Below are 19150 nucleotides of genomic sequence, written 5' to 3'. Positions count from 1 at the left end.
CATCGTGCCCGACGCGGGGCCGGCGCGACAGACCGTGCCAAGCTTCGGATCATGCAGATCCGGATTGCCACCCGCGCCGACGTGCCGACCGTACTCAACCTGCTCGCCGACGACGACCTCTCCCGTGAGCGCGGCTTCGGGACGGTGCCGGAGGAGGTGGATCCCGCCGTCTGGGCCGCGTTCGAGGCGATCGACGCGGACGAGCGCAACGAGCTGATCGTGGCGACCGACGACGGCGAGGTCATCGGCACCTGCCAGCTCACCTTCATCCCCGGGCTGAGCCGGGGCGGCGCCGAACGGCTGCTCATCGAGGCCGTCCGGATCCGCTCCGACCAGCGCGGCCGCGGCCTCGGCGGCGAGCTGATCCGGTGGACCGTCGAGCGGGCACGGGAGCGCGGCTGCAAGATCGTGCAGCTCACCACCGACAAGCGCCGCACCGACGCGCACCGCTTTTACGCCGCGCTGGGCTTCGTCGCATCGCACGAGGGCATGAAACTCACGCTCTGAATTTCAAAACCCATTCTCGGTACGCGTTCCGGCCGTCACCGAAACACCACACCTCCCCGCCGCCACCACGCGATCGGCTGCCACCGCACGGCCGCGACGCGACCGCCGGGAAAGGGTGCCGGGCTGGGCTAACGCTGGGCCTTGAGGTCGCGGTCCTTGGAGGGCTGGACCCGTTTCGGCTCGCCCGGCATCTTCGGATGGTCGGGCGGATAGGGCAGGTCGCCGAATCCGGCCTTCTCGTCGCGCTCGGACCACTCCAGCAGCGGGGTGATGTCATGCTCGACGTCGTCGATGGCGGCGTGCGCGTCGCCGATCGAGGCGATCCGTGCCGGCACCGTGCGCAGGTCGAAGTCGTCCGGTTCGACCCGGGTCAGCTCCTCCCAGGTGACCGGGGTGGAGACGGTGGCCCGGGCGTTGGCGCGCACCGAGTACGCACAGGCGATGGTCCGGTCCCGGGCCATCTGGTTGTAGTCGATGAACACCTTCTCGCCGCGCTCCTCCTTCCACCAGGAGGTCGTGATGCGGTCCGGGTCGCGCCGCTCCACCTCGCGGGCCAGGGCGATCGCTGCCCGGCGCACCTCGACGAACGACCAGCGGGGCGCGATCCGCACGTACACATGCACCCCACGCCCGCCGGACGTCTTCGGGAACCCGGTCCAGCCGAGGTCGGCGAGCACCTCGCGGACCACGCCGGCCGTGGTCACCACGTCACCGAAGTCGAGGCCGGGTTGCGGGTCGAGGTCGATGCGCAACTCGTCCGGGTTGTCGACGGCGGTGCCGCGGACCGGCCAGGGGTGGAAGACCACGGTGCCCATCTGCGCGGCCCAGGCGACGTGGGCCAGATCGGCGGGGCAGAGCTCGTCCGCCGTACGCATGCTGGGGAATTTGATCTTTGCGGTTTTGATCCAATCGGGCACGCCGCGGGTCGGTATGCGCTTCTGGAAGAACATCTCCCCCTCGATCCCGTCGGGGAAGCGTTGCAGCGTGGTGGGACGGTCGCGCAGCGCCCGCAGGATGCCGTCGCCGGCCGCGACGTAGTAGTCGAAGACGTCCCGCTTCGTGTAGCCCTTGGCCGGGAACATGATCTTGTCGGGGCTGGTCAGGCGAACGGTGTGGCCGGCGATCTGGAATTCTTCCGCGGCGGCTTTCGGCATGTCCTCGACCATATGCCCACCGACGACGAAGGGCCGCCCGGCGAACCGGACGACCCTTCGCGAAATGGACGTCAGGCGGTACGCCGCCGGCGGGTGTACCAGAGGGCCACGCCGCCCGCCGCGACCAGCAGGCCACCGACTCCCAGCGTGCCGGCGAGCGGGGCGCCGGTGACCGGGAGGGTGCTGCCGGAGCTGACGCCCGCACCGTGGGTGGTGACGGCCGGAGCCGGCGTCACGGAATCGGAGGCGACCCCGCCCGGCGGTACCGAGTTGACGGTGACGGACGGGACGCTGACGCTGACGCTGGGTGTCGGGGTAGGGGTGGGGCTCTCCCCGCCGTAACCCGGGTTCCCACGGGTCGGGGTGGTCGCGACCACCCCGGGAACCTCCGCCGCGTTCCCTCCGTATCCGGCGTTACCGCGCGTATCCGAAGCCGGATCAGGACTGGTCATGACCGCCGGATTCGCGCCCTGGACGACGGGCTCGGCGGCAGTCGCCGGCGTTCCGGTCAGGGCGAACGCGGCGAAGGCGGTGACAGCGGCCGCGGGCAGTCCAGCAGCCAACCGACGCGAAAAGCTCATGAGGAGTATCCGTTCTGTTGCGAAAGGTACGGTTCCATGGTCGCACGGGAGCTTAACGGTAATTGCCCGTTTTACCCGGAAACATCCCCCGGCGGGTCATCAACTCGGAAGACCACCGAAACGGTGACTTCGCCACAAATGGGACAGAGCGATCACTTTGAGCTCAAACCGCGGGTCAGCTGCGAAAAGTCCCCCGTCGTACGGTGCGTGCAGCTGCACGCTTGTCCCCGAATCGAGGTACACGGAGACCACGTTGCGCCGGCCTCGCCGCTCGGCCCGCAGGTCGACGACCCGGTGCCAGGGAGCCACACCCTCGGCGAAGACCGACGACGTCCGGATCCCCCGCGCACCCACCTCGACGCCGGTCCGCCGCCCCGCCACCAGGCCGATCGCCGCGCCCAGCAGCATCGGCGCCAGAATCAGCAGCGGCCACGTCCATCCCGGTGGTCCACCCGCCCGGGGCCAGGCGAGCGACACCAGCAGACCGGTGGTGACACTCGCCACCGCGCTCAGCGCGCCGAGGTAGAGACCGTGGCCGAGAACCTGCTGCCAGGTCGGCCGGAACGTCGCCGGGGATGCACCTTCCATAGAGTTCTCAACGGTCCGGACGCCCTCTTCGGCGCACCCCCGGTGCGACAGGCCCGCGACGTACGGTTGAGGCATGGCATCTGATGAGACCACGCTGCCCAGCACCGAAGACGAGTGGCGGATCCGCCTCAGCCCCGCCGAGTTCCGCGTTCTCCGCGAGGCGGGCACCGAGGCGCCGTTCAGCGGCGAGTACGTGAACACCAAGACCGAGGGCATCTACAACTGCCGTGCCTGCGGCGCCCAGCTCTACCCCAGCGACACCAAGTTCGACAGCCACTGCGGCTGGCCGTCGTTCGACGACGCCATCCCGGGCGCGGTCAAGGAGATCGAGGACCGCGGCCTCGGCATGGTGCGTACCGAGATCAGGTGTGCGCGGTGCGACTCGCACCTGGGCCACGTGTTCCGGGGCGAGGGATTCACCGCCAAGAACACGCGGCACTGCGTGAACAGCCTGTCGATCAGGCTCGATCCGAAGTAATGCGGGTCAGGTCGTCGATGACGTAGCGCTGCCCGTCCGGCGTGGTCAGCCAGCCTGAGGAGGCGGACACCGTCCACTCCGGGCCGAGCTCCGGGGCGTACGTGTCCCCCGCCACCTCCAGGTCCACGGTGGTCCGGACGATGTGCGTGGCCCGGGGCAGGAAGGCCCGGTAGATCGCGGCGCCGCCGATCACCCAGAATTCGTCGTCGGCGACCTCGCCGGTGGAGTGCGCGACGACGGCGCCCTCGGCCGTCCAGCCGGGGTCGCGGGTGAGCACCACGTTCCGCCGGCCCGGCAGCGGGCGGAACCGCTCCGGCAGCGAGTCCCAGGTGGCCCGGCCCATCACCACGGTGGCGCCTATCGTGCGTTCCTTGAACATGCGCTGCTCACCGGGGAGGCGCCAGGGGATCGACCCGTCCGCGCCGATCACCCCGTTGCGGGCCTGCGCCCAGATCATGTGCACGGTCGCGGTCATACCGCGACCGGGGCCCGCAGCAGCGGGTGGTGCTGGTAGTTCACCACGGTGAAGTCGCCGTACTCGTACTCGAAGAGGCTGGGCCGATCGGCGATCTCCAGCTCCGGGAACGGGTACGGCTCCCGGCTCAGCTGCTCGGTGACCTGCTCCACATGGTTGTTGTAGATGTGGCAGTCACCGCCCACCCAGATGAAGTCGCCCGGGGCGAGCCCGGCCTGCGCCGCGATCATCCGGGTCAGCAGGGCGTAGCTGGCGATGTTGAACGGCACGCCGAGGAAGAGGTCGGCGCTGCGCTGGTAGAGCTGGCAGGAGAGCTTGCCGTCGGCCACGTAGAACTGGAACAGCGCGTGGCAGGGCGCGAGCGCCATCTCCGGAATGTCGGAGACGTTCCAGGCGGACACGATCATGCGCCGTGAGTCCGGGTTCGTCCGCAGCGTGTCCAGGATCTCGGAGATCTGGTCGATCGAGCCGCCGTCCTTCGCCGGCCAGGACCGCCATTGGTGGCCGTAGACCGGACCCAGCTCACCGTCCGGAGATGCCCACTCATCCCAGATCGTCACGCCCTGGTCGCGCAGCCAGGCGACGTTCGTCTCACCGCGGAGGAACCAGAGCAGCTCCACCGCGATCGACTTGAAGTGCACCCGCTTCGTGGTGATCAGCGGGAAACCCTGGGACAGGTCGTAGCGCAGGCGCTCGCCGAAGAGGCTGCGCGTGCCCGTACCGGTGCGGTCGCTCTTCGGAGTGCCGGACTGCAGAACCCTGCGGAGCAGATCTTCGTACTGGGTGTCGACAGGCATGCCAGAACGTTAGCGGAGCTTCCCCCCGATGCTGACGACGCGGCGAGCCAGATGGTCGAGCGCGGCGAACTGCACCTCGGTGAGCGGCGCGTCGTTGCTGCCGCCCGTGACGTGCGAGACGCCGTACGGATTGCCGTCCGCGAACTTCAGCGGATCGGTGTACCCGGGCGCCACGACCACGCCACCGAAGTGGTAGATCGTGTGGTAGAGCGCCAGCAGGGTGGACTCCTGCCCGCCGTGCTCGGTCATCGAGGCGGTGAACCCGGCGTACGCCTTGTTCGCCAGCTGGCCCTGCGCCCACTGCGGTCCCAGCGTGTCGAGGAACTGCTTGAGCTGGCTGGTCACGTTGCCGTACCGGGTGGGTGTGCCGAACAGCACCGCGTCCGCCCACACCACGTCGTCGGCGGTGGCCCGCGGTTCGTCCTTGGTCTGGTCGAAGTGCCGGTTCCAGGCCGCGTTCGAGGCGATCGCCTCGGCCGGCGCGAGCTCGGAGACCTGGCGCAGGCGCACCTCGGCACCCGCCTTCTCGCCCGCCTCCCGCAACCGTTGCGCCATGCCGTGAACGGTTCCGGTGGACGAGTAGTAGATGATCGCCAGCTTGACGTCGGCCACGGTTCCCCCTTGACTCACCTGACGGATCAAGCAAATCCCCTCGACGGGGTCCGTGAATCGTTTATAGGCGGAGTTCGCTGCCTCGTGGCCCGACCGCGTCGGCCTCCTCGTCGTCCAGCCAGACGCCGTCGCTGGCCAGGTAACGGAACGCGTAGTGGCCCGGCTCGAGCGGGACGCTCACCGTACGCGTGCCGTTGCGCCGCGCCTGGAGCTCGTGCAGACCCGGCTGCCAGTCGTTGAAGTCGCCGACCACACTGACCCGCCCGGCGGGCTGGTCCGCCGGAAGGCAGAACGTCACCCGGGTCTTGTTGCCGAACAGCTTGCTGCGTTTGATCATGGTTTCCTCCGCGGTCCGAGCCTCATCCGTATAACGGCGGGAACGGCTCAGAGGTGAGGACACGCCGCGTATGTTGTGTCGATGCATCCGGAACCACACGACGAGATACGCGTGGCATCCTTCCGAAACCTGGACACCACCACCCTGTACGGCATCCTCAAGTTGCGTGCCGACGTCTTCGTGGTCGAGCAGGACTGCGTCTATCCGGATCTGGACGGACGGGACACCGAGCCGGGAACCCGGCACGTGTGGGCCGAGCGGGACGGTGCGGTCCGGGCGTACCTGCGCATCCTCGACGACGGCGGGGTGGAGCGGATCGGCCGGGTGGTCACCGCGCCGGACGCCCGCGGCAACGGCCTGGCCGGCCGGCTCCTCGCCGAGGCGCTGACCATCATCGGGAGCCGGCCCAGCGTGCTGCACGCGCAGGCACACCTGGCCGCCTTCTACTCCCGGTACGGTTTCGTCCAGACCGGCCCGGAGTACGTGGAGGACGGCATCCCCCACGTACCCATGGCGCGCGGCTGACGGGTCAGGGCAGGTTGGCGACGATCTCGGTGACCGAGCGCCGCCGGCCGGTGTAGAACGGGACCTCCTCGCGGACGTGCCGCCGCGCCCGCGAGGCCCGCAAGTCACGCATCAGGTCGACGATGCGGTGCAACTCGTCGGCCTCGAAGGCGAGCATCCACTCGTAGTCGCCGAGCGCGAACGACGCGACCGTGTTGGCGCGCACGTCCGGGTAACCGCGCGCCATCTTGCCGTGCTCGGCCAGCAGCTCGCGGCGCTCCGCGTCGGGCAGCAGGTACCACTCGTAGGAGCGGACGAACGGGTAGACGCAGACGTACGGCCGGGGCTCCTCGTCGGCGAGGAACGCCGGCAGGTGGCTGCGGTTGAACTCGGCCGGGCGGTGCAGCGCCATCTGCGACCAGACCGGCTCCAGGTGGCGGCCCAGCGCGGTACGGCGGAACAGCCCGTACGCGTCCTGGAGCGCGTCCGACGACCCGGAGTGCCACCAGATCATCACGTCGGCGTCGGCCCGCAGCCCGGACACGTCGTAGGTGCCACGGACCGTCACGTCCTTGCCGGCCAGCTGCTCGACGAGCGCGTCCACCTCACCGGCCAGCTCGTCGCGGAGCGCCGGCAGCGGCGACGAGGCCCGGAACACCGACCACATCGTGTAGCGGATCGTCGCGTTCAGCTCGTTGATCCGGGACGCGTTGGTCTGCTGCTCGCTCATAGTTCCTCCAAGTACTCGCACACATCGTCCGCCGCACGCTCACCACTCGCCACACACACCGGGATGCCGACCCCGTCGAACGCCGCCCCGGCCAGCGCCAGCCCCGGCGGCAGACCGGCCCGCGCCGCGGCCACCCGGCCGGAATGTCCGGGGGCGTACTGCGGCAGGCCGCCACCCCACCGCTGGATCCAGAAGCCGGACGGCTCCGGCAACGCGCTACCGACCAGCTTGCTCAGCTCGGCGTGCGCCTGCGCGAACAGCGTCCGGTCGCTCGGCTGGAGACGCGCCTCCTCACCGGCACGACCCAGCGAGGCCCGCACGATCACCGGGCCGTCCGGACCGGCCAGGTGCGGCCATTTCCGGTTGACGAACGTCGCGGCCTTGACCAGCGTGCCCTCGCCGGGCGGAACCAGGAAACCGGAGAGGTCCGGCAGGCCGGCGCCGGGCGGCAGGGCCATCGCGACGAGCGCCACACTCGCGTACTCCAACGCGCCGACCGCCTGCGCCGCCTCCGGCGCGCCATCGGCCAGCAGCCGGGCGGCCGGCTTCGCCGGCACCGCCAGAATCACGGCATCCACATCATCGGTCTGCGGCGCGGGCACCGGACCGAGCGTCAACCGCCAACCATCGCGGGTACGCGTGAGCTCACGCACCGGAAGTCCCAGGCTGATCCGGGCGCCACTGGCCGAGGCGGCGCTCGCCACGAGGCGGCTCATCCCGCCCTCGACGGCCGCGAAGACCGGCCGCCCCGGCACCCGTTTCGACTGCGTCTGGGCGGCCCGGACCGCGTCCCGCAGGGTGTGCTCGGTCTCCGCGGTGCGGGCCAGCTGCGGCATCGTGACCCGCAGGGACAATCCGTCGGCGCGGCCCGCGTAGACCCCGCCGAGCATCGGGTCGACCAGCCGCTCCACCACCTGGTCGCCGTACCGGGAGCGGACCAGCTCGCCGACCGAGACGTCCTCGCCCGGGGCGATCAGTGGCCGGCCGGTGTCGCGATCGGCGTCGCTCGCCGGCAACGCCACGCCGTCCAGAGTCGACAGGTCGCCGGGCACACCGACCAGGGTGCCGGCCGGGATCGGGGCGAGCCGGCCGCCGATCGCGAGCGCGGCCGGCCGCGCCGCCGGATGCACCAGCGACCCGTCCAGCCCGAGCCGCCGGGCCAGGGACACCGCCGCGGACTCCCCGCCGTCCGGGGCACCGAACAGGAACGACTCGGCGCCCCGCTCGACCGGCACACCGGCCAGCTCACCGGTGCGCAGCTTGCCGCCGAGGGCGCCGCTCTGCTCGTACACGATGATCTCGGTGCCGGCCGGGGTACGGTCCCGCAGCCGCACGGCGGCCGCCAGTCCGGCGACACCACCGCCGATGACCGCGATCCGCTTCCGCACGCCCCTCACCCTCCCAGGCCCCGCCCCCGGTTGCCCACCGGGGTCCGCCAGTGTGAGCTTCAGCGGGCCGAGACCTCGTGCACCAGCGCGACCAGGCGGGTCAGCGTGTCCGGGTCGGTCTCCGGCATGACGCCGTGTCCCAGGTTGAAGACGTGACCCGGCGCGGCCCGGCCCTGCTCGACGACCCGGCGGGCCTCCCGCTCCACCACGTCCCATCCGGCGAAGAGGATCGCCGGGTCCAGGTTGCCCTGCACCGCGCGGTCCGGCCCGATCCGCTTGGTGGCGACGTCCAGCGGGGTACGCCAGTCGACGCCGACCACGTCCGCACCCGCCTCGCCCATCGCCTCCAGCAGCACGGCCGTGCCGACACCGAAGTGGATCCGCGGCACCCCGGCGTCCCGCAGACCGCGCAGCACGGTGGCCGAGTGCGGCATCACGTACTCCCGGTAGTCGGCCTCGGAGAGCGCGCCGGCCCACGAGTCGAAGAGCTGGACCGCGCTGACGCCGGCGTCCACCTGGGTACGCAGGAAGGTCAGCGTGATCTCGGCGAGCCGGGACAGCAGGGCGTTCCAGAGCTCCGGAGCGCCGTACATCATCGCCTTGGTCTTCAGGTAGGTCCGCGACGGACCGCCCTCGATCAGGTAGCTGGCCAGCGTGAACGGCGCCCCGGCGAAGCCGATCAACGGGGTCTCGCCGAGCTCCGCGACAAGCAGCTTCACCGACTCGGCCACGAAGTCCACGTCGGCCGGCGTGATCGACCGCAGCCGGGCCAGGTCGCTCTCGGCGCGGACCGGCTCGGCCACCACCGGCCCGGTGCCGGCCACGATGTCCAGGTCGATCCCGGCCGCGGCGATCGGCACCACGATGTCGCTGAACAGGATCGCCGCGTCCACACCGTGCCGGCGCACCGGTTGCAGGGTGATCTCGGTGACCAGATCCGGCCGCCGGCACGACTCGAGCATGCCGATCCCCGCCCGGATCTTGCGGTACTCGGGCAGCGAGCGCCCGGCCTGCCGCATGAACCAGACCGGCGTGTGCGGGGCCTCCAGCCGCCGGCACGCACGGACGAAGGGGGAATTCTCAAGAACGGTCACCGACTCATGGTGACACGTGAGTGAACCGGCCCGGCGGCGCGGCGACCACGGAGCGGCCGGTTGATCGGCATAGGCTTTGCCCCATGGCGTCACCCTCCGCTCCCCCCGAGGCGTTCACCCGCGCCGTGGCCGGGTTGCGCGCGGAATCGCCGCGGCCGGAGATCCTTCTCGAAGAGATCGCCGCGCCTCAGCGGCTCGCGCCGTACTCGTTCGCGCTGAGCGCCACGGTGCTGCGCGACGGGGACGAGGTGGCGAGCGGCCGGCTGATCCTGCTGCACGAGCCCGAAGGGCACGAAGCCTGGCGCGGTGACCTGCGCCTGGTCACCCTGGTCACCGCCGAGCTTGAGGCGGATCTGGCCACCGACCCGCTGCTGCCGGCGGTGGCCTGGACCTGGCTGACCGACGGGCTGGAGCAGTACGCGGCGGCGTACACGGCCATCGGCGGCACGGTCACCCAGACCGCCTCCACCCGCTTCGGCGAGCTGGCCGGCCCGGCGCCCACCGCGGACCTCGAGGTGCGCGCCTCCTGGACCCCGACCTCCGGCGACTTCGGCGCCCACCTGCGCGGCTGGTGCGCGATGCTGGCCTCCACCGCCGGCCTGCCCCCGCCCGGCGTGGCGTCTCTCACCGACCGGCACCGCGCCCCGGCCTCCTGAAGCCCGCGCCCGTGCTGTTTCCCGGCGGTCGCGCTGGGGCCGCGGCCGGGCGGCCGGCTCGCGCGGGGAGAGCGGGGACGGTCCGCCACGCGTACCGGAAAATCAGTTGTTTCCGCAGACCTTGAGGGTGTCGCAGGCTGTCTCGATCGGGATGGCCAGGCCGATGCCCTCGGCGCCGCGGGCTTTCGCGGTGGCGATGCCGACCACCTGCCGGCTGGAGTTGACCACCGGGCCGCCGGAGTTGCCGGGGTTGATCGGGGCGTCGAACTGGATCGTCGGACCGTCCGAGTCACTCGGCCGGAACGCGCTGATCACGCCGGTGGTGACCGAGTCCTCCAGGCCGAGCGGCGCACCGACCACGACCACCTGCTGGCCGGGCTTGACCGCGCCGGCGGCCGGCGCGAGCACCTTGATCTCCTTCTCGGTACGGAGCAGGGCCAGGTCCCGACCCTCGTTCACCCGGACGATCGTCGCGTCGATGCGGGTGTCGCCGCGCTCCAGCGAGACCTTGCGGTCGCCGCTCGCGAAGACCTCCTCCACCACGTGGTAGTTGGTGAAGAGGTTCGTCGCGCCGCCGTTGGTCTTCCCGACCGCGAAGGCGGTGCCGGTGAACTCGCCGGCCCGGACCCGGAAGACGCTAGGCAGCACGGCCGACGAGATGCCCTCGGGGTCGAAGACCGTGGCGAGCTGCTTTTCCAGTTCCTGGGTGCGGCCCTGCTCCGCGGTGACGGCGGAGGCCAGCGCCGAACTGTTCTTGATCATGCTCTCCACCCGGAACGCCTGCCAGGCGGAGACCAGCAGCAGCGCGGCGACCAGGCCGATGATCATGATTCGGCCACGGCCGATGCGCGCGGCCGGGGCCGCGGCCGGCTCAGGAGTGGCGAGCTGCGGCTCGGGCGCCGTCCATTGCTGCTGGTATTGCTGCTGCTGGTACTGCTCCTGATACTGCTGCGCCGCCGGCCACTGCGGCTCCTGCCATTGCTGCTGCTGAGGCCATGCCTGCTGCTGCTGAGGCCATGCCTCCTGCTGCTGCTGAGAGTAGGACCAGCGAGGCTCCTCGACAGCCGGTTCGGCGCTCCAGCGCTCGTCCGCACGCCGCCGCCCCCCGGACCGGTAGTGATCGGATCCGTTGGCAGGGGTGAAGGGCTCGTAAGGTGCGGACATCAGGCGCGGCCTCCCCGGGGTCTCGGCGCTGACAGGTGATACGGAGCGGAGGGCTCTGCGGATGAACTCCAGACAAGATCGAAATGACGCGCCGGACCCCGGCTGCGCACGGCAGGGGTGCCACCCCCGTACGGTTACGGAGTGACCGACGAAGCACCCCTGCGCCGTCGGGACTCGCCGGACACTGCAGGGGACGGACCGCACGCAGTGCCGCCCGGCCCGAATTCTGGCGGCCCCGAGGCAACACCACTGACCGCACCCCGCGACGGCACCCCTCGACCGGTGGAGACCGCGGACGAGCTGGCCGACGTCGTCGCCCGGATGACGGCGGGCACCGGCCCGATCGCCGTGGACGCCGAACGCGCCTCCGGCTACCGCTACACGCAGCGCGCCTACCTGGTACAACTACGCCGCGCCGGAGCGGGCACGGTGCTGATCGACCCTCTTCCGCTGGACGACCTGCGCACCCTGGACACCGCGCTCGCCGACACCGAGTGGGTCCTGCACGCCGCCAGCCAGGACCTGCCGTGCCTGGCCGAGATCGGCATGAGGCCGCGCCGGCTCTTCGACACCGAGCTGGCCGCGCGCCTGGCCGGGTTCGAGCGTGTCGGCCTGGCCGCGCTCACCGAGCAGCTGCTCGGGTACTCGCTGGAGAAGCATCATTCGGCGGCCGACTGGTCGACCCGGCCGCTGCCGGAGTCCTGGCTCACCTACGCCGCCCTCGACGTGGAGCTCCTCACCGACCTGCGGGACGTGCTCGCCACCGAGCTGGACCGGCAGGGCAAGACGGCGTGGGCGGCCGAGGAGTTCGCGTCGCTGGTGGCCAGTACCGACCGGCCGCCCCGGGTCCGTCCCGATCCGTGGCGCCGCACCTCCGGCATCCACCGGGTCCGCGGCGCCCGCGCCCAGTCCCGGGTGCGTGCCCTCTGGTATGCCCGGGACGGCGTCGCCGCGCGCCGCGACTCGGCGCCCGGCCGGGTGCTGCCCGACTCGGCGATCGTCGCGGCCGCCGAGGCCGACCCGAAGGACGAGCGCACCCTGCTCGGCATCCCCGGCTTCGGCGGCCGTTCGGTACGCCGGCTGGCCAGGATCTGGCTGGACGCGCTCGACCAGGCCCGGTCGTTGCCGGACGACGCGCTGCCGGTGAACCAGCCGGTGGAGGGCCCGCCGCCACCGCACCGGTGGGCCGAGCGCGACCCGATCGCGGCGGCCCGCCTGGCCCGGTGCCGGCAGGTCGTGGTCGGCCTGGCCGAGAAGCACAACCTGCCGCCGGAGAACCTGATCAGTCCCGACTTCATCCGCCGGCTGGCGTGGTCGCCGCCGGACGACGTCTCGGAGCGGACGGTCAGCGACACGCTGCTCGGCTTCGGCGCCCGCAACTGGCAGGTGGGCCTGCTCGCCGCACAGCTCAGCGAGGTGCTGCCGGACGACTGACGGTTTTCGGTCAGGTCCTGGCCTCACGGGCCGATTCGTGAGCCCGGCCAGGACGTTTGTGAAGTTCCCCCAGGGCCTGGCAGCCGCTAGTTACCGGCGAGTAGCATTGCCGACACATTTGGGTTCACGCCCGCAAGGAGGCTTGCTGTGCCCCGTGAAGTACGCGAGGTCGTCTTCGTCGACGGCGTCCGCACCCCGTTCGGCAAGGCGGGCGGCATGTACGCCGAGACCCGCGCCGACGACCTGGTGATCCGCTGCATCCGAGAGCTGCTTCGGCGCAACCCCCAGCTACCGCCGGAGCGCGTGGAGGAGGTCGCGATCGCGGCCACCACCCAGACCGGCGACCAGGGCCTGACCATCGGCCGTACCGCCGCACTGCTGTCCGGTCTGCCCAAGACCGTTCCGGGCTACGCCGTCGACCGCATGTGCGCCGGCGCGATGACCGCGGTGACGAACGTCGCCGGTGGCATCGCGATGGGGGCGTACGACATCGCGATCGCCGGCGGTGTCGAGCACATGGGCCGGCACCCGATGGGTGAGGGCGTCGACCCCAACCCGCGGATCCTGGCCGAGAAGCTGGTCGACCCGTCCGCGCTGGTGATGGGCTCGACCGCGGAGAACCTGCACGACCGCCTGCCGAACATCACCAAGGAGCGGGCCGACCGCTTCGGGCTCAACTCGCAGCTGAAGACCGCGAAGGCGTACGCCGACGGCAAGCTCCAGCCGGACATGGTGCCGGTGGCGCTCCGCAACGCCGAGCTGGGCTGGGGTCTGGCCACCGTCGACGAGGCGCCCCGCGCCACCTCGATGGAGAAGCTGGCCACGCTGAAGACCCCGTTCCGCCCGCACGGCCGGGTAACCGCCGGTAACGCGGCCGGCCTGAACGACGGCGCCACCGCGGCCGTCCTGGCCGACGAGGCGACCGCCCGTGAGCTGGGCCTGCCGGTCGCGATGCGCCTGGTGTCGTACGCGTTCGTCGGCGTCGAGCCGGAGGTGATGGGCTACGGCCCGATCCCGGCGACCGAGAAGGCGCTGAAGAAGGCCGGCCTCACGATCGACGACATCGGCCTGTTCGAGCTGAACGAGGCGTTCGCCGTCCAGGTGCTGGCGTTCCTGGACCACTACGGCATCGCCGACGACGACCCGCGGGTCAACCCGTGGGGCGGTGCGATCGCCATCGGTCACCCGCTCGCCTCCTCCGGCGTGCGGCTGATGACGCAGCTCGCGCGGCACTTCGAGGAGCACCCCGAGGTCCGCTACGGCATCAACGCCATGTGCATCGGCATCGGCATGGGCGGCACCGTGATCTGGGAGAATCCGCATTGGGAAGGCGCTGACAAGTGATCGAGAACCCGAACGAGGTAGTGACCAAGGCGATCGTCCGCCTGGTTCAGGTACCCGGGCTCGACCAGCCCGCCGCCCTCATCACGCTGGACAACGGCCTCGACTACAAGAAGCCGAACAGCTTCGGCCCGGCCGGCCTGAAGTCCCTCGACGAGGCGATCACCGCCGCCACCGAGGCGAACCCGGCGTTCATCGCGCTCACCGGCAAGCCGTACATCTTCTGCGTCGGCGCGGACATCACCGGCATGCCACTGATCAACTCGCGGGAGCAGGCCGTCGCCCTCGGCGAGCTCGGCCACCGGGTCTTCGCCCGGCTCAAGAACAGCGAGATCCCGACCTTCGCCTTCGTGAACGGCGCGGCGCTCGGCGGCGGCCTCGAGGTCGCCCTGCACTGCCACTACCGGACGGTCTCCACCGGTGCGGCCGCGCTCGGCCTGCCCGAGGTCGCGATCGGCCTGATCCCCGGCTGGGGTGGCAGCCAGATCCTGCCGAACCTGATCGGCGCGCCCGGCGCGGCCCAGATCATCCTGCAGAACCCGCTCACCCAGAAGGTGCTGCGCCCGAAGCAGGCCAAGGAGATGGGCGTCGCCGACGCGCTCTTCGAAGCGGCCGACTTCCTGGAGGACTCGCTGGCCTGGGCGGCCGGCGTGGTCAAGGGCGACGTCACGGTCGAGCGTCCGGAGATCGACCGCGACATGTGGGACGCGGTGCTGTTCTTCGCAAAGCAGCAGCTCGACGAGAAGCTGCACGGCGCGGTCCCGTCCGCCAACAAGGCGCTCGAGCTGCTCGCCCTGGCCAAGGAGGCGTCCTTCGAGGACGGCACCGCGGCCGAGACCGAGGCGCTCGCCGACCTGATCATGGGCGATGAGGCCCGGGCCAGCCTGTACTCGTTCGACCTGGTCCAGCGCCGGGCGAAGCGGCCGGTCGGCGTGCCGGACAAGTCGCTGGCCCGCAAGGTCACCAAGGTCGGCATCGTCGGCGCCGGCCTGATGGCCTCGCAGCTCGCCCTGCTGTTCCTGCGCCGTCTCCAGGTGCCGGTCGTGCTGACCGACCTGGACCAGACCCGCGTCGACAAGGGCGTGGCGTACGTGACCGAGCAGATCGACAAGCTGGTCGCCAAGCGCCGGATGGACGAGGGCACCGCGGCCAAGCTGCGCGGCCTGATCAGCGGCTCGGTGGACAAGTCGGTCTTCGCCGACGCCGACTTCGTGATCGAGGCCGTCTTCGAGAACCTCGAGCTGAAGAAGCAGATCTGGGCCGAGTTCGAGAAGATCGTCTCCCCGGAGGCGATCCTCGCGACCAACACCAGCTCGCTGTCGATCACCGACATGGCGGCCGGCCTGGAGCACCCGGAGCGGGTCGTCGGCTTCCACTTCTTCAACCCGGTCGCGGTCCTCCCGCTCCTGGAGATCATCCGGGGCGAGCAGACCGACGACGCCACGCTGGCCACCGCGTTCGAGGTCGGCAAGACCCTGAAGAAGTCGTCGGTGCTGGTCAAGGACGCCCCGGCGTTCGTGGTCAACCGCCTGCTCACCCGGGTCACCAGCGAGATCTTCCAGGCCGTCGACGCGGGCACCCCGCTGGACGTGGTGAACGTGGCGATGGACCCGCTGGGTCTGCCGATGCGCCCGATCGCCCTGCTCCAGCTGGTCGGCCCGGCGGTCGCGTACCACGTGGGCGAGACGCTGCACCGGGCGTTCCCGGAGCGGTACGTGGAGTCCCCCAACCTCAAGAAGATCGTCGACGCCGGCCTGCCGGTGATGGTGGACGACGAGATCAACCCCGAGGTGGTCAAGCTTCTGGAGACCGGCTCGGCGCCGTTGACCGCCGATGAGGTACGCCAGAAGGCGCTGGACGGCCTCGCCGAGGAGATCCGCCTCATGCTCGACGAGGGCGTGGTCGCGGAGGCGCAGGACATCGACCTGTGCATGATCCTGGGCGCCGGCTACCCGTTCCACCTCGGTGGCGTCACGCCGTACCTGGACCGCAGCGGCACCGCCGAGCGCGTCACCGGCCAGCGTTTCCTGCCGGACGGCGTGGCGAACGTCCGCCGCTGAGATGAACCCGAGTGATGCCCGTCCGGCCTTGCCGGGCGGGCATCACCGCTTTCCGGGGACGCTGGCGGTGGCGGCGACCACGGGCGTGGTGTCGGCGGCCGGCAGCGAGACTGTGACCTCCAGGCCACCGCCCTCCAGGGCCACCGCGGAGACCGTGCCACCGTGTGCGTCACAGACCGCGCGGACGATCGAGAGCCCCAGACCCGACCCGCGTGACCCGGTCCGCTCCCAGCCACCCCGCTGGAACGGCTCGAACAACCCGGGCACATCGACCGGATCCACCTCGTAGCCGGTGTTACCGACCACCAGCCGGGCCTGCCCGTTCACCGACTCGGTACGCAGCCAGAGGCTGCCCAGCAGATGGTTGTACCGGATCGCGTTCTCGATCAGGTTGCCGGCCAGCCGGTCGAGCAGACTCGGGTCGCCGACCACCGGCGCCGGTTCCAGTTCCGTGTTCACGTCCAGCTTCAGCCGCCCCGCCTCGGCCTTCACCGCGGAGAGCGCGTTGTAGACGCTCGTCGCCAGGTCGGCCGGTACCTTACGGACCAGCCGGCGGCCGGACTGCGCCTCCGATCGGGCCAGCACCAGCAACGCGTCCACCAGCCCGTTCGCCCGTTCCGACGCGTTGCGGACCACCTTCGCCATCCGCCGGTACTCGGCCACGTCCGCCTCGTCGTCGCTGAGTGTCACGTCGATCTCGGTACGCATCACCGCGAGCGGGGTCCGCAGCTCGTGCGAGGCGTTGGCGACGAACCGTTTCTGCGACTCGAAAGCGGCCGCCAACCGGTCAAGCATGGCGTCGAACGTGCGGGCCAGCTCCGCCACCTCGTCGTCCGCCCCGGAGTAGCGGATCCGCTGGTCCAGCGTCTCCTCGCCGAGCCGCTGCGCGGTCTGCGTCACGCTGTGCAGCGGCTTCAGGGCCCGGCCGGCCACCGCGTACGCCCCGGCGATCCCGATGATGCCCACCGCGACCAATGCGCTGAGCCCCTTGAACAGCAACTCCTGGGAGGCCTCCTTGACCATCGCGGTCTGCCAGGAGAGCGCCTCCTGGGTGGTGCCGTCGGCCAGGGTCACCGTCGACCCGGCCCGCAGCTCGTCGACCGGATGCAGCGACTCGCTGACCAGCAGCCAGGCCAGCAGCACCAGCGCGACACCGGCCCCGACCAGCAGAATGCCGTTCAGCAGGGTGAGCCGCAGCCGCAGCGTGGGCCGCAACTGGAGCCGGAGCGGCCGGCGGGTCCGCCTGAGATAGACGGTCACGAGGCCACGACCGGCTCGGGGATCCGATAGCCCGCGCCGACCACCGTCTCGACCAGCGGCGGGTCGCCGATCTTCTTGCGCAGGGTGTTGATGGTGACCCGCACGGTGGTGGTGAACGGGTCGGTGTTGGCGTCCCACACCCGCTCCAGCAGTTCCTCGCTGGAGACCACCCCGCCACGCGCCTTGAGCAGCTCCAGCAGGACGCAGAACTCCTTGTTGGTCAGCTCCAGCGGGGCGCCGCCACGGGTCACCACGCGCCGCGTCTGGTCCAGCACCAGGTTGCCGGCGGCGAGCACCGGCGGCGCCGCGGGCGTGGCCCGGCGGCCGAGCGCCTGCACCCGGGCCACCAGCTCCTCGAAGGCGAACGGCTTGGCCAGGTAGTCGTCGGCGCCCAGCTCGAGCCCCTCCACCCGGTCGGCGACCGTGCTGCTCGCGGTGAGCATCAGCACCCGGGTCAGCGCCTCCGACTCGACCAGCGCCGCACAGATGTCGTCGCCGTGCATGCCGGGCAGGTCACGGTCCAGCACCACCACGTCGTAGCGGGTCACGTAGGCCATCTCGTGGCCTTCCAGCCCGTCGTAGGCGACGTCCACCGCCATGCCCTTGCGGCGCAGCCCGCGCGCGATCGCGTCGGCCAGATTCCGCTCGTCTTCAACCACCAGCACGCGCATACCTGAAGGTTAGCGAAGCCGCCACACCCCGACCGACGCGTCGATCCGGCGGCAGACCAGCACACCGGCCGTGAAATGGCAGTCGCCGGCGACCCGCTCGGCGGCTCCGAGCACGCGGATCCGGAGCCGGTCCAGCAGCAGTACGCCGTACCAGAGCCGGTCCTCGCCGGAGACCGTACGTCGCACGTACGCGGTCCCGGGTTCCGGCCCCGGCCCGGAGCTCTGCCAGAGCCCCACGTCGCCGAGCACGTCACCGGTCGCCGGGTCGAGAACGTAGAGCCGTGGGTAGGCGGTGCCCGGCATGCCGGTCAGCAGACGGTCGCCGACCCGCTCGGCGTAGTCCCAGCGGTCCGACGACCAGCGTTCCCGCCCGGTCGTCGGATCGATCACGAGGATGCCGCGCTGCGGCAGGAACGCGCAGATCAGCTCGCCGCACTGGGCGGGTCCGCGGTACCAGCTCAGGTTCATGCCGGTGTGCCAGCGCGGTTCCAGCCCGGCGGTGACGTCGTACCCGGTGGTCCCGGAGCCGCCGGCGCCGATCATGACCAGGTCGCCGGCCGGCCAGAGGGATGTGCTGGCACCCTGCCGCTGAGGCACGTGCACCGAGGCCACCGTCCGCCCGGTACGCGTGTCACGGGCCACCAGCTGCCCGTTCCCGGTAAGCGTGTAGAGCCACTTCGGATAGCCACCGGTGTAGCTGGACACCCCGATGTCGTCCCGGTCGCCCTGATGCACGGTCCAGCGCACCGTGCCGGTACGCAGGTCGACGCCGTGCCAGTCGGCGTCCCCGAAGGGGGCGCCCTCCTCCCGGACCAGGGCCAGCCCGTCGGCCACCGACAGGCCCTGGAGCTGAACGGGGCGCTGCCAGAGCGGCTGGTCCAGCCCGGGGCGCAGCGCGATGGTGCCGAACGTGACGGTCCGCTCGTCCTGCACGGTCACCAGCAGGAGATCACCGGCCGCGTCGACGCTGAGCACGTCGCCGGTGACCATGACGGTGTGCTCGGAGAGCAGGGTCGCGTCCGGCAGGGCGTACGTCCGGATGGTCCGTTTTCCCTCGGCCGCGCCCCGGCCGATCACGAAGAGCCGGTCACCCACCACCCGGATGGCGTCGCCGAGCCTCGCCGATATCACCGTCGGCGGCGCGGGTTCGGATCGGACGCCGGCTCCGCCGAGCGAGACGACGAGCGCGACGGAGAGGATCGCGAGCAGCAACCGGTACGGCACCGGAGGCGCCGGGGCGTCGGCCGCCGGTCCCGAGCCGAAGCGTGCCACCTCACCGAGGTCGATCAGGACACCGCTCATCGCAAGCCTCCCGGTCT

At 71.1% G+C, this 19150-nt stretch carries 21 protein-coding genes; 7 read left to right on the top strand and 14 right to left on the bottom strand.

The annotated features are described in order from the left end of the window. Positions 1-51 precede the first annotated feature (51 nt). On the top strand, positions 52-507 hold the full coding sequence (locus I4J89_RS00880; protein WP_196411842.1) for a GNAT family N-acetyltransferase: 456 nt from the start codon (positions 52-54) through the stop codon (positions 505-507). Positions 508-635: 128 nt separating this feature from the next. On the opposite strand, the gene ligD is transcribed toward I4J89_RS00880, so the two are convergent. The 3 genes from ligD to I4J89_RS00865 form a co-directional block, all read right to left on the bottom strand. Next, the gene (gene ligD, locus I4J89_RS00875; protein WP_196411841.1) at positions 636-1661 is read right to left on the bottom strand and encodes a non-homologous end-joining DNA ligase; all 1026 of its coding nucleotides are present in this window, start codon (positions 1659-1661) and stop codon (positions 636-638) included. Positions 1662-1732: 71 nt separating this feature from the next. Further along, the gene (locus I4J89_RS00870) at positions 1733-2242 is read right to left on the bottom strand and encodes a hypothetical protein (RefSeq protein ID WP_196411840.1); all 510 of its coding nucleotides are present in this window, start codon (positions 2240-2242) and stop codon (positions 1733-1735) included. A 99-nt stretch (positions 2243-2341) separates the two neighbouring features. After that, positions 2342-2830 (bottom strand): hypothetical protein, encoded by a 489-nt coding sequence (locus tag I4J89_RS00865; RefSeq protein ID WP_196411839.1) that lies wholly within the window; start codon positions 2828-2830, stop codon positions 2342-2344. A 73-nt stretch (positions 2831-2903) separates the two neighbouring features. On the opposite strand from I4J89_RS00865, the gene msrB reads away from it, so the two are divergent. Then, positions 2904-3308 (top strand): peptide-methionine (R)-S-oxide reductase MsrB, encoded by a 405-nt coding sequence (gene msrB, locus I4J89_RS00860; protein ID WP_196411838.1) that lies wholly within the window; start codon positions 2904-2906, stop codon positions 3306-3308. Here the strand turns inward: msrB and I4J89_RS00855 are convergent. The 4 genes from I4J89_RS00855 to I4J89_RS00840 form a co-directional block, all read right to left on the bottom strand. Further along, complete coding sequence (locus tag I4J89_RS00855) at positions 3289-3783, bottom strand: dihydrofolate reductase (RefSeq protein ID WP_230858152.1); 495 nt, start codon at positions 3781-3783, stop codon at positions 3289-3291. The genes msrB and I4J89_RS00855 overlap by 20 nt on opposite strands. After that, the gene (locus I4J89_RS00850; RefSeq protein ID WP_196411837.1) at positions 3780-4580 is read right to left on the bottom strand and encodes a thymidylate synthase; all 801 of its coding nucleotides are present in this window, start codon (positions 4578-4580) and stop codon (positions 3780-3782) included. Before I4J89_RS00850 ends, I4J89_RS00855 begins: the two co-directional genes overlap by 4 nt. A gap of 9 nt (positions 4581-4589) precedes the next feature. After that, positions 4590-5192: an NAD(P)H:quinone oxidoreductase gene (wrbA, locus tag I4J89_RS00845; protein WP_196411836.1), complete on the bottom strand. Its 603-nt coding sequence runs from the start codon at positions 5190-5192 to the stop codon at positions 4590-4592. A gap of 61 nt (positions 5193-5253) precedes the next feature. After that, positions 5254-5529: an isoamylase early set domain-containing protein gene (locus tag I4J89_RS00840; protein WP_196411835.1), complete on the bottom strand. Its 276-nt coding sequence runs from the start codon at positions 5527-5529 to the stop codon at positions 5254-5256. 81 nt (positions 5530-5610) lie between these two features. On the opposite strand from I4J89_RS00840, the gene I4J89_RS00835 reads away from it, so the two are divergent. Beyond that, positions 5611-6054 carry a GNAT family N-acetyltransferase gene (locus I4J89_RS00835; protein ID WP_196411834.1) on the top strand — a complete coding sequence of 148 codons (444 nt, stop codon included), beginning with the start codon at positions 5611-5613 and terminating at the stop codon, positions 6052-6054. 4 nt (positions 6055-6058) lie between these two features. Here the strand turns inward: I4J89_RS00835 and hemQ are convergent, their stop codons facing one another. Genes hemQ through hemE form a run of 3 tightly spaced genes read right to left on the bottom strand, consistent with a single transcriptional unit; the run spans position 6059 to position 9245 of the window. Then, a complete protein-coding gene (gene hemQ / locus I4J89_RS00830; protein ID WP_196411833.1) occupies positions 6059-6763 on the bottom strand; it encodes a hydrogen peroxide-dependent heme synthase in 705 nt (234 codons plus the stop codon). Beyond that, positions 6760-8151, bottom strand: a complete 1392-nt coding sequence (gene hemG / locus I4J89_RS00825) for a protoporphyrinogen oxidase (RefSeq protein WP_309238133.1) — start codon at positions 8149-8151, stop codon at positions 6760-6762. The genes hemQ and hemG overlap by 4 nt, the downstream gene beginning before the upstream one ends. A 59-nt stretch (positions 8152-8210) precedes the next feature. Then, positions 8211-9245 (bottom strand): uroporphyrinogen decarboxylase, encoded by a 1035-nt coding sequence (gene hemE / locus I4J89_RS00820; RefSeq protein ID WP_196411831.1) that lies wholly within the window; start codon positions 9243-9245, stop codon positions 8211-8213. An 83-nt stretch (positions 9246-9328) separates the two neighbouring features. Between hemE and I4J89_RS00815 the strand changes: the two genes are divergently transcribed. After that, on the top strand, positions 9329-9901 hold the full coding sequence (locus I4J89_RS00815) for a DUF3000 domain-containing protein (RefSeq protein WP_196411830.1): 573 nt from the start codon (positions 9329-9331) through the stop codon (positions 9899-9901). 102 nt (positions 9902-10003) lie between these two features. Here I4J89_RS00815 and I4J89_RS00810 read toward each other — a convergent pair whose 3' ends face one another. Beyond that, positions 10004-11065, bottom strand: a complete 1062-nt coding sequence (locus tag I4J89_RS00810; protein ID WP_196411829.1) for a S1C family serine protease — start codon at positions 11063-11065, stop codon at positions 10004-10006. Positions 11066-11206: 141 nt separating this feature from the next. Between I4J89_RS00810 and I4J89_RS00805 the strand changes: the two genes are divergently transcribed. The 3 genes from I4J89_RS00805 to I4J89_RS00795 all read left to right on the top strand — a co-directional run bounded on the left by I4J89_RS00805 (position 11207) and on the right by I4J89_RS00795 (position 15900). Beyond that, on the top strand, positions 11207-12499 hold the full coding sequence (locus I4J89_RS00805; RefSeq protein WP_196411828.1) for a ribonuclease D: 1293 nt from the start codon (positions 11207-11209) through the stop codon (positions 12497-12499). A gap of 147 nt (positions 12500-12646) precedes the next feature. Beyond that, positions 12647-13843, top strand: coding sequence for a thiolase family protein (locus I4J89_RS00800; protein ID WP_196411827.1), 1197 nt, complete (start codon positions 12647-12649; stop codon positions 13841-13843). Continuing rightward, complete coding sequence (locus I4J89_RS00795) at positions 13840-15900, top strand: 3-hydroxyacyl-CoA dehydrogenase NAD-binding domain-containing protein (protein WP_196411826.1); 2061 nt, start codon at positions 13840-13842, stop codon at positions 15898-15900. Before I4J89_RS00800 ends, I4J89_RS00795 begins: the two co-directional genes overlap by 4 nt. 42 nt (positions 15901-15942) lie before the next feature. Here I4J89_RS00795 and I4J89_RS00790 read toward each other — a convergent pair whose 3' ends face one another. The 3 genes from I4J89_RS00790 to I4J89_RS00780 are packed head-to-tail and all read right to left on the bottom strand — an operon-like array spanning position 15943 to position 19133. Next, positions 15943-17160 (bottom strand): sensor histidine kinase, encoded by a 1218-nt coding sequence (locus I4J89_RS00790; protein WP_196411825.1) that lies wholly within the window; start codon positions 17158-17160, stop codon positions 15943-15945. After that, a complete protein-coding gene (locus I4J89_RS00785; RefSeq protein ID WP_196411824.1) occupies positions 17157-17831 on the bottom strand; it encodes a response regulator transcription factor in 675 nt (224 codons plus the stop codon). Before I4J89_RS00785 ends, I4J89_RS00790 begins: the two co-directional genes overlap by 4 nt. A gap of 9 nt (positions 17832-17840) precedes the next feature. Continuing rightward, the gene (locus tag I4J89_RS00780; protein ID WP_196411823.1) at positions 17841-19133 is read right to left on the bottom strand and encodes an outer membrane protein assembly factor BamB family protein; all 1293 of its coding nucleotides are present in this window, start codon (positions 19131-19133) and stop codon (positions 17841-17843) included. Positions 19134-19150: the final 17 nt, after the last annotated feature.

Source organism: Actinoplanes aureus, from assembly GCF_015704865.1.
Lineage (GTDB): Bacteria > Actinomycetota > Actinomycetes > Mycobacteriales > Micromonosporaceae > Actinoplanes > Actinoplanes aureus.
This window is presented reverse-complemented; position numbering and strand designations above follow the sequence as displayed.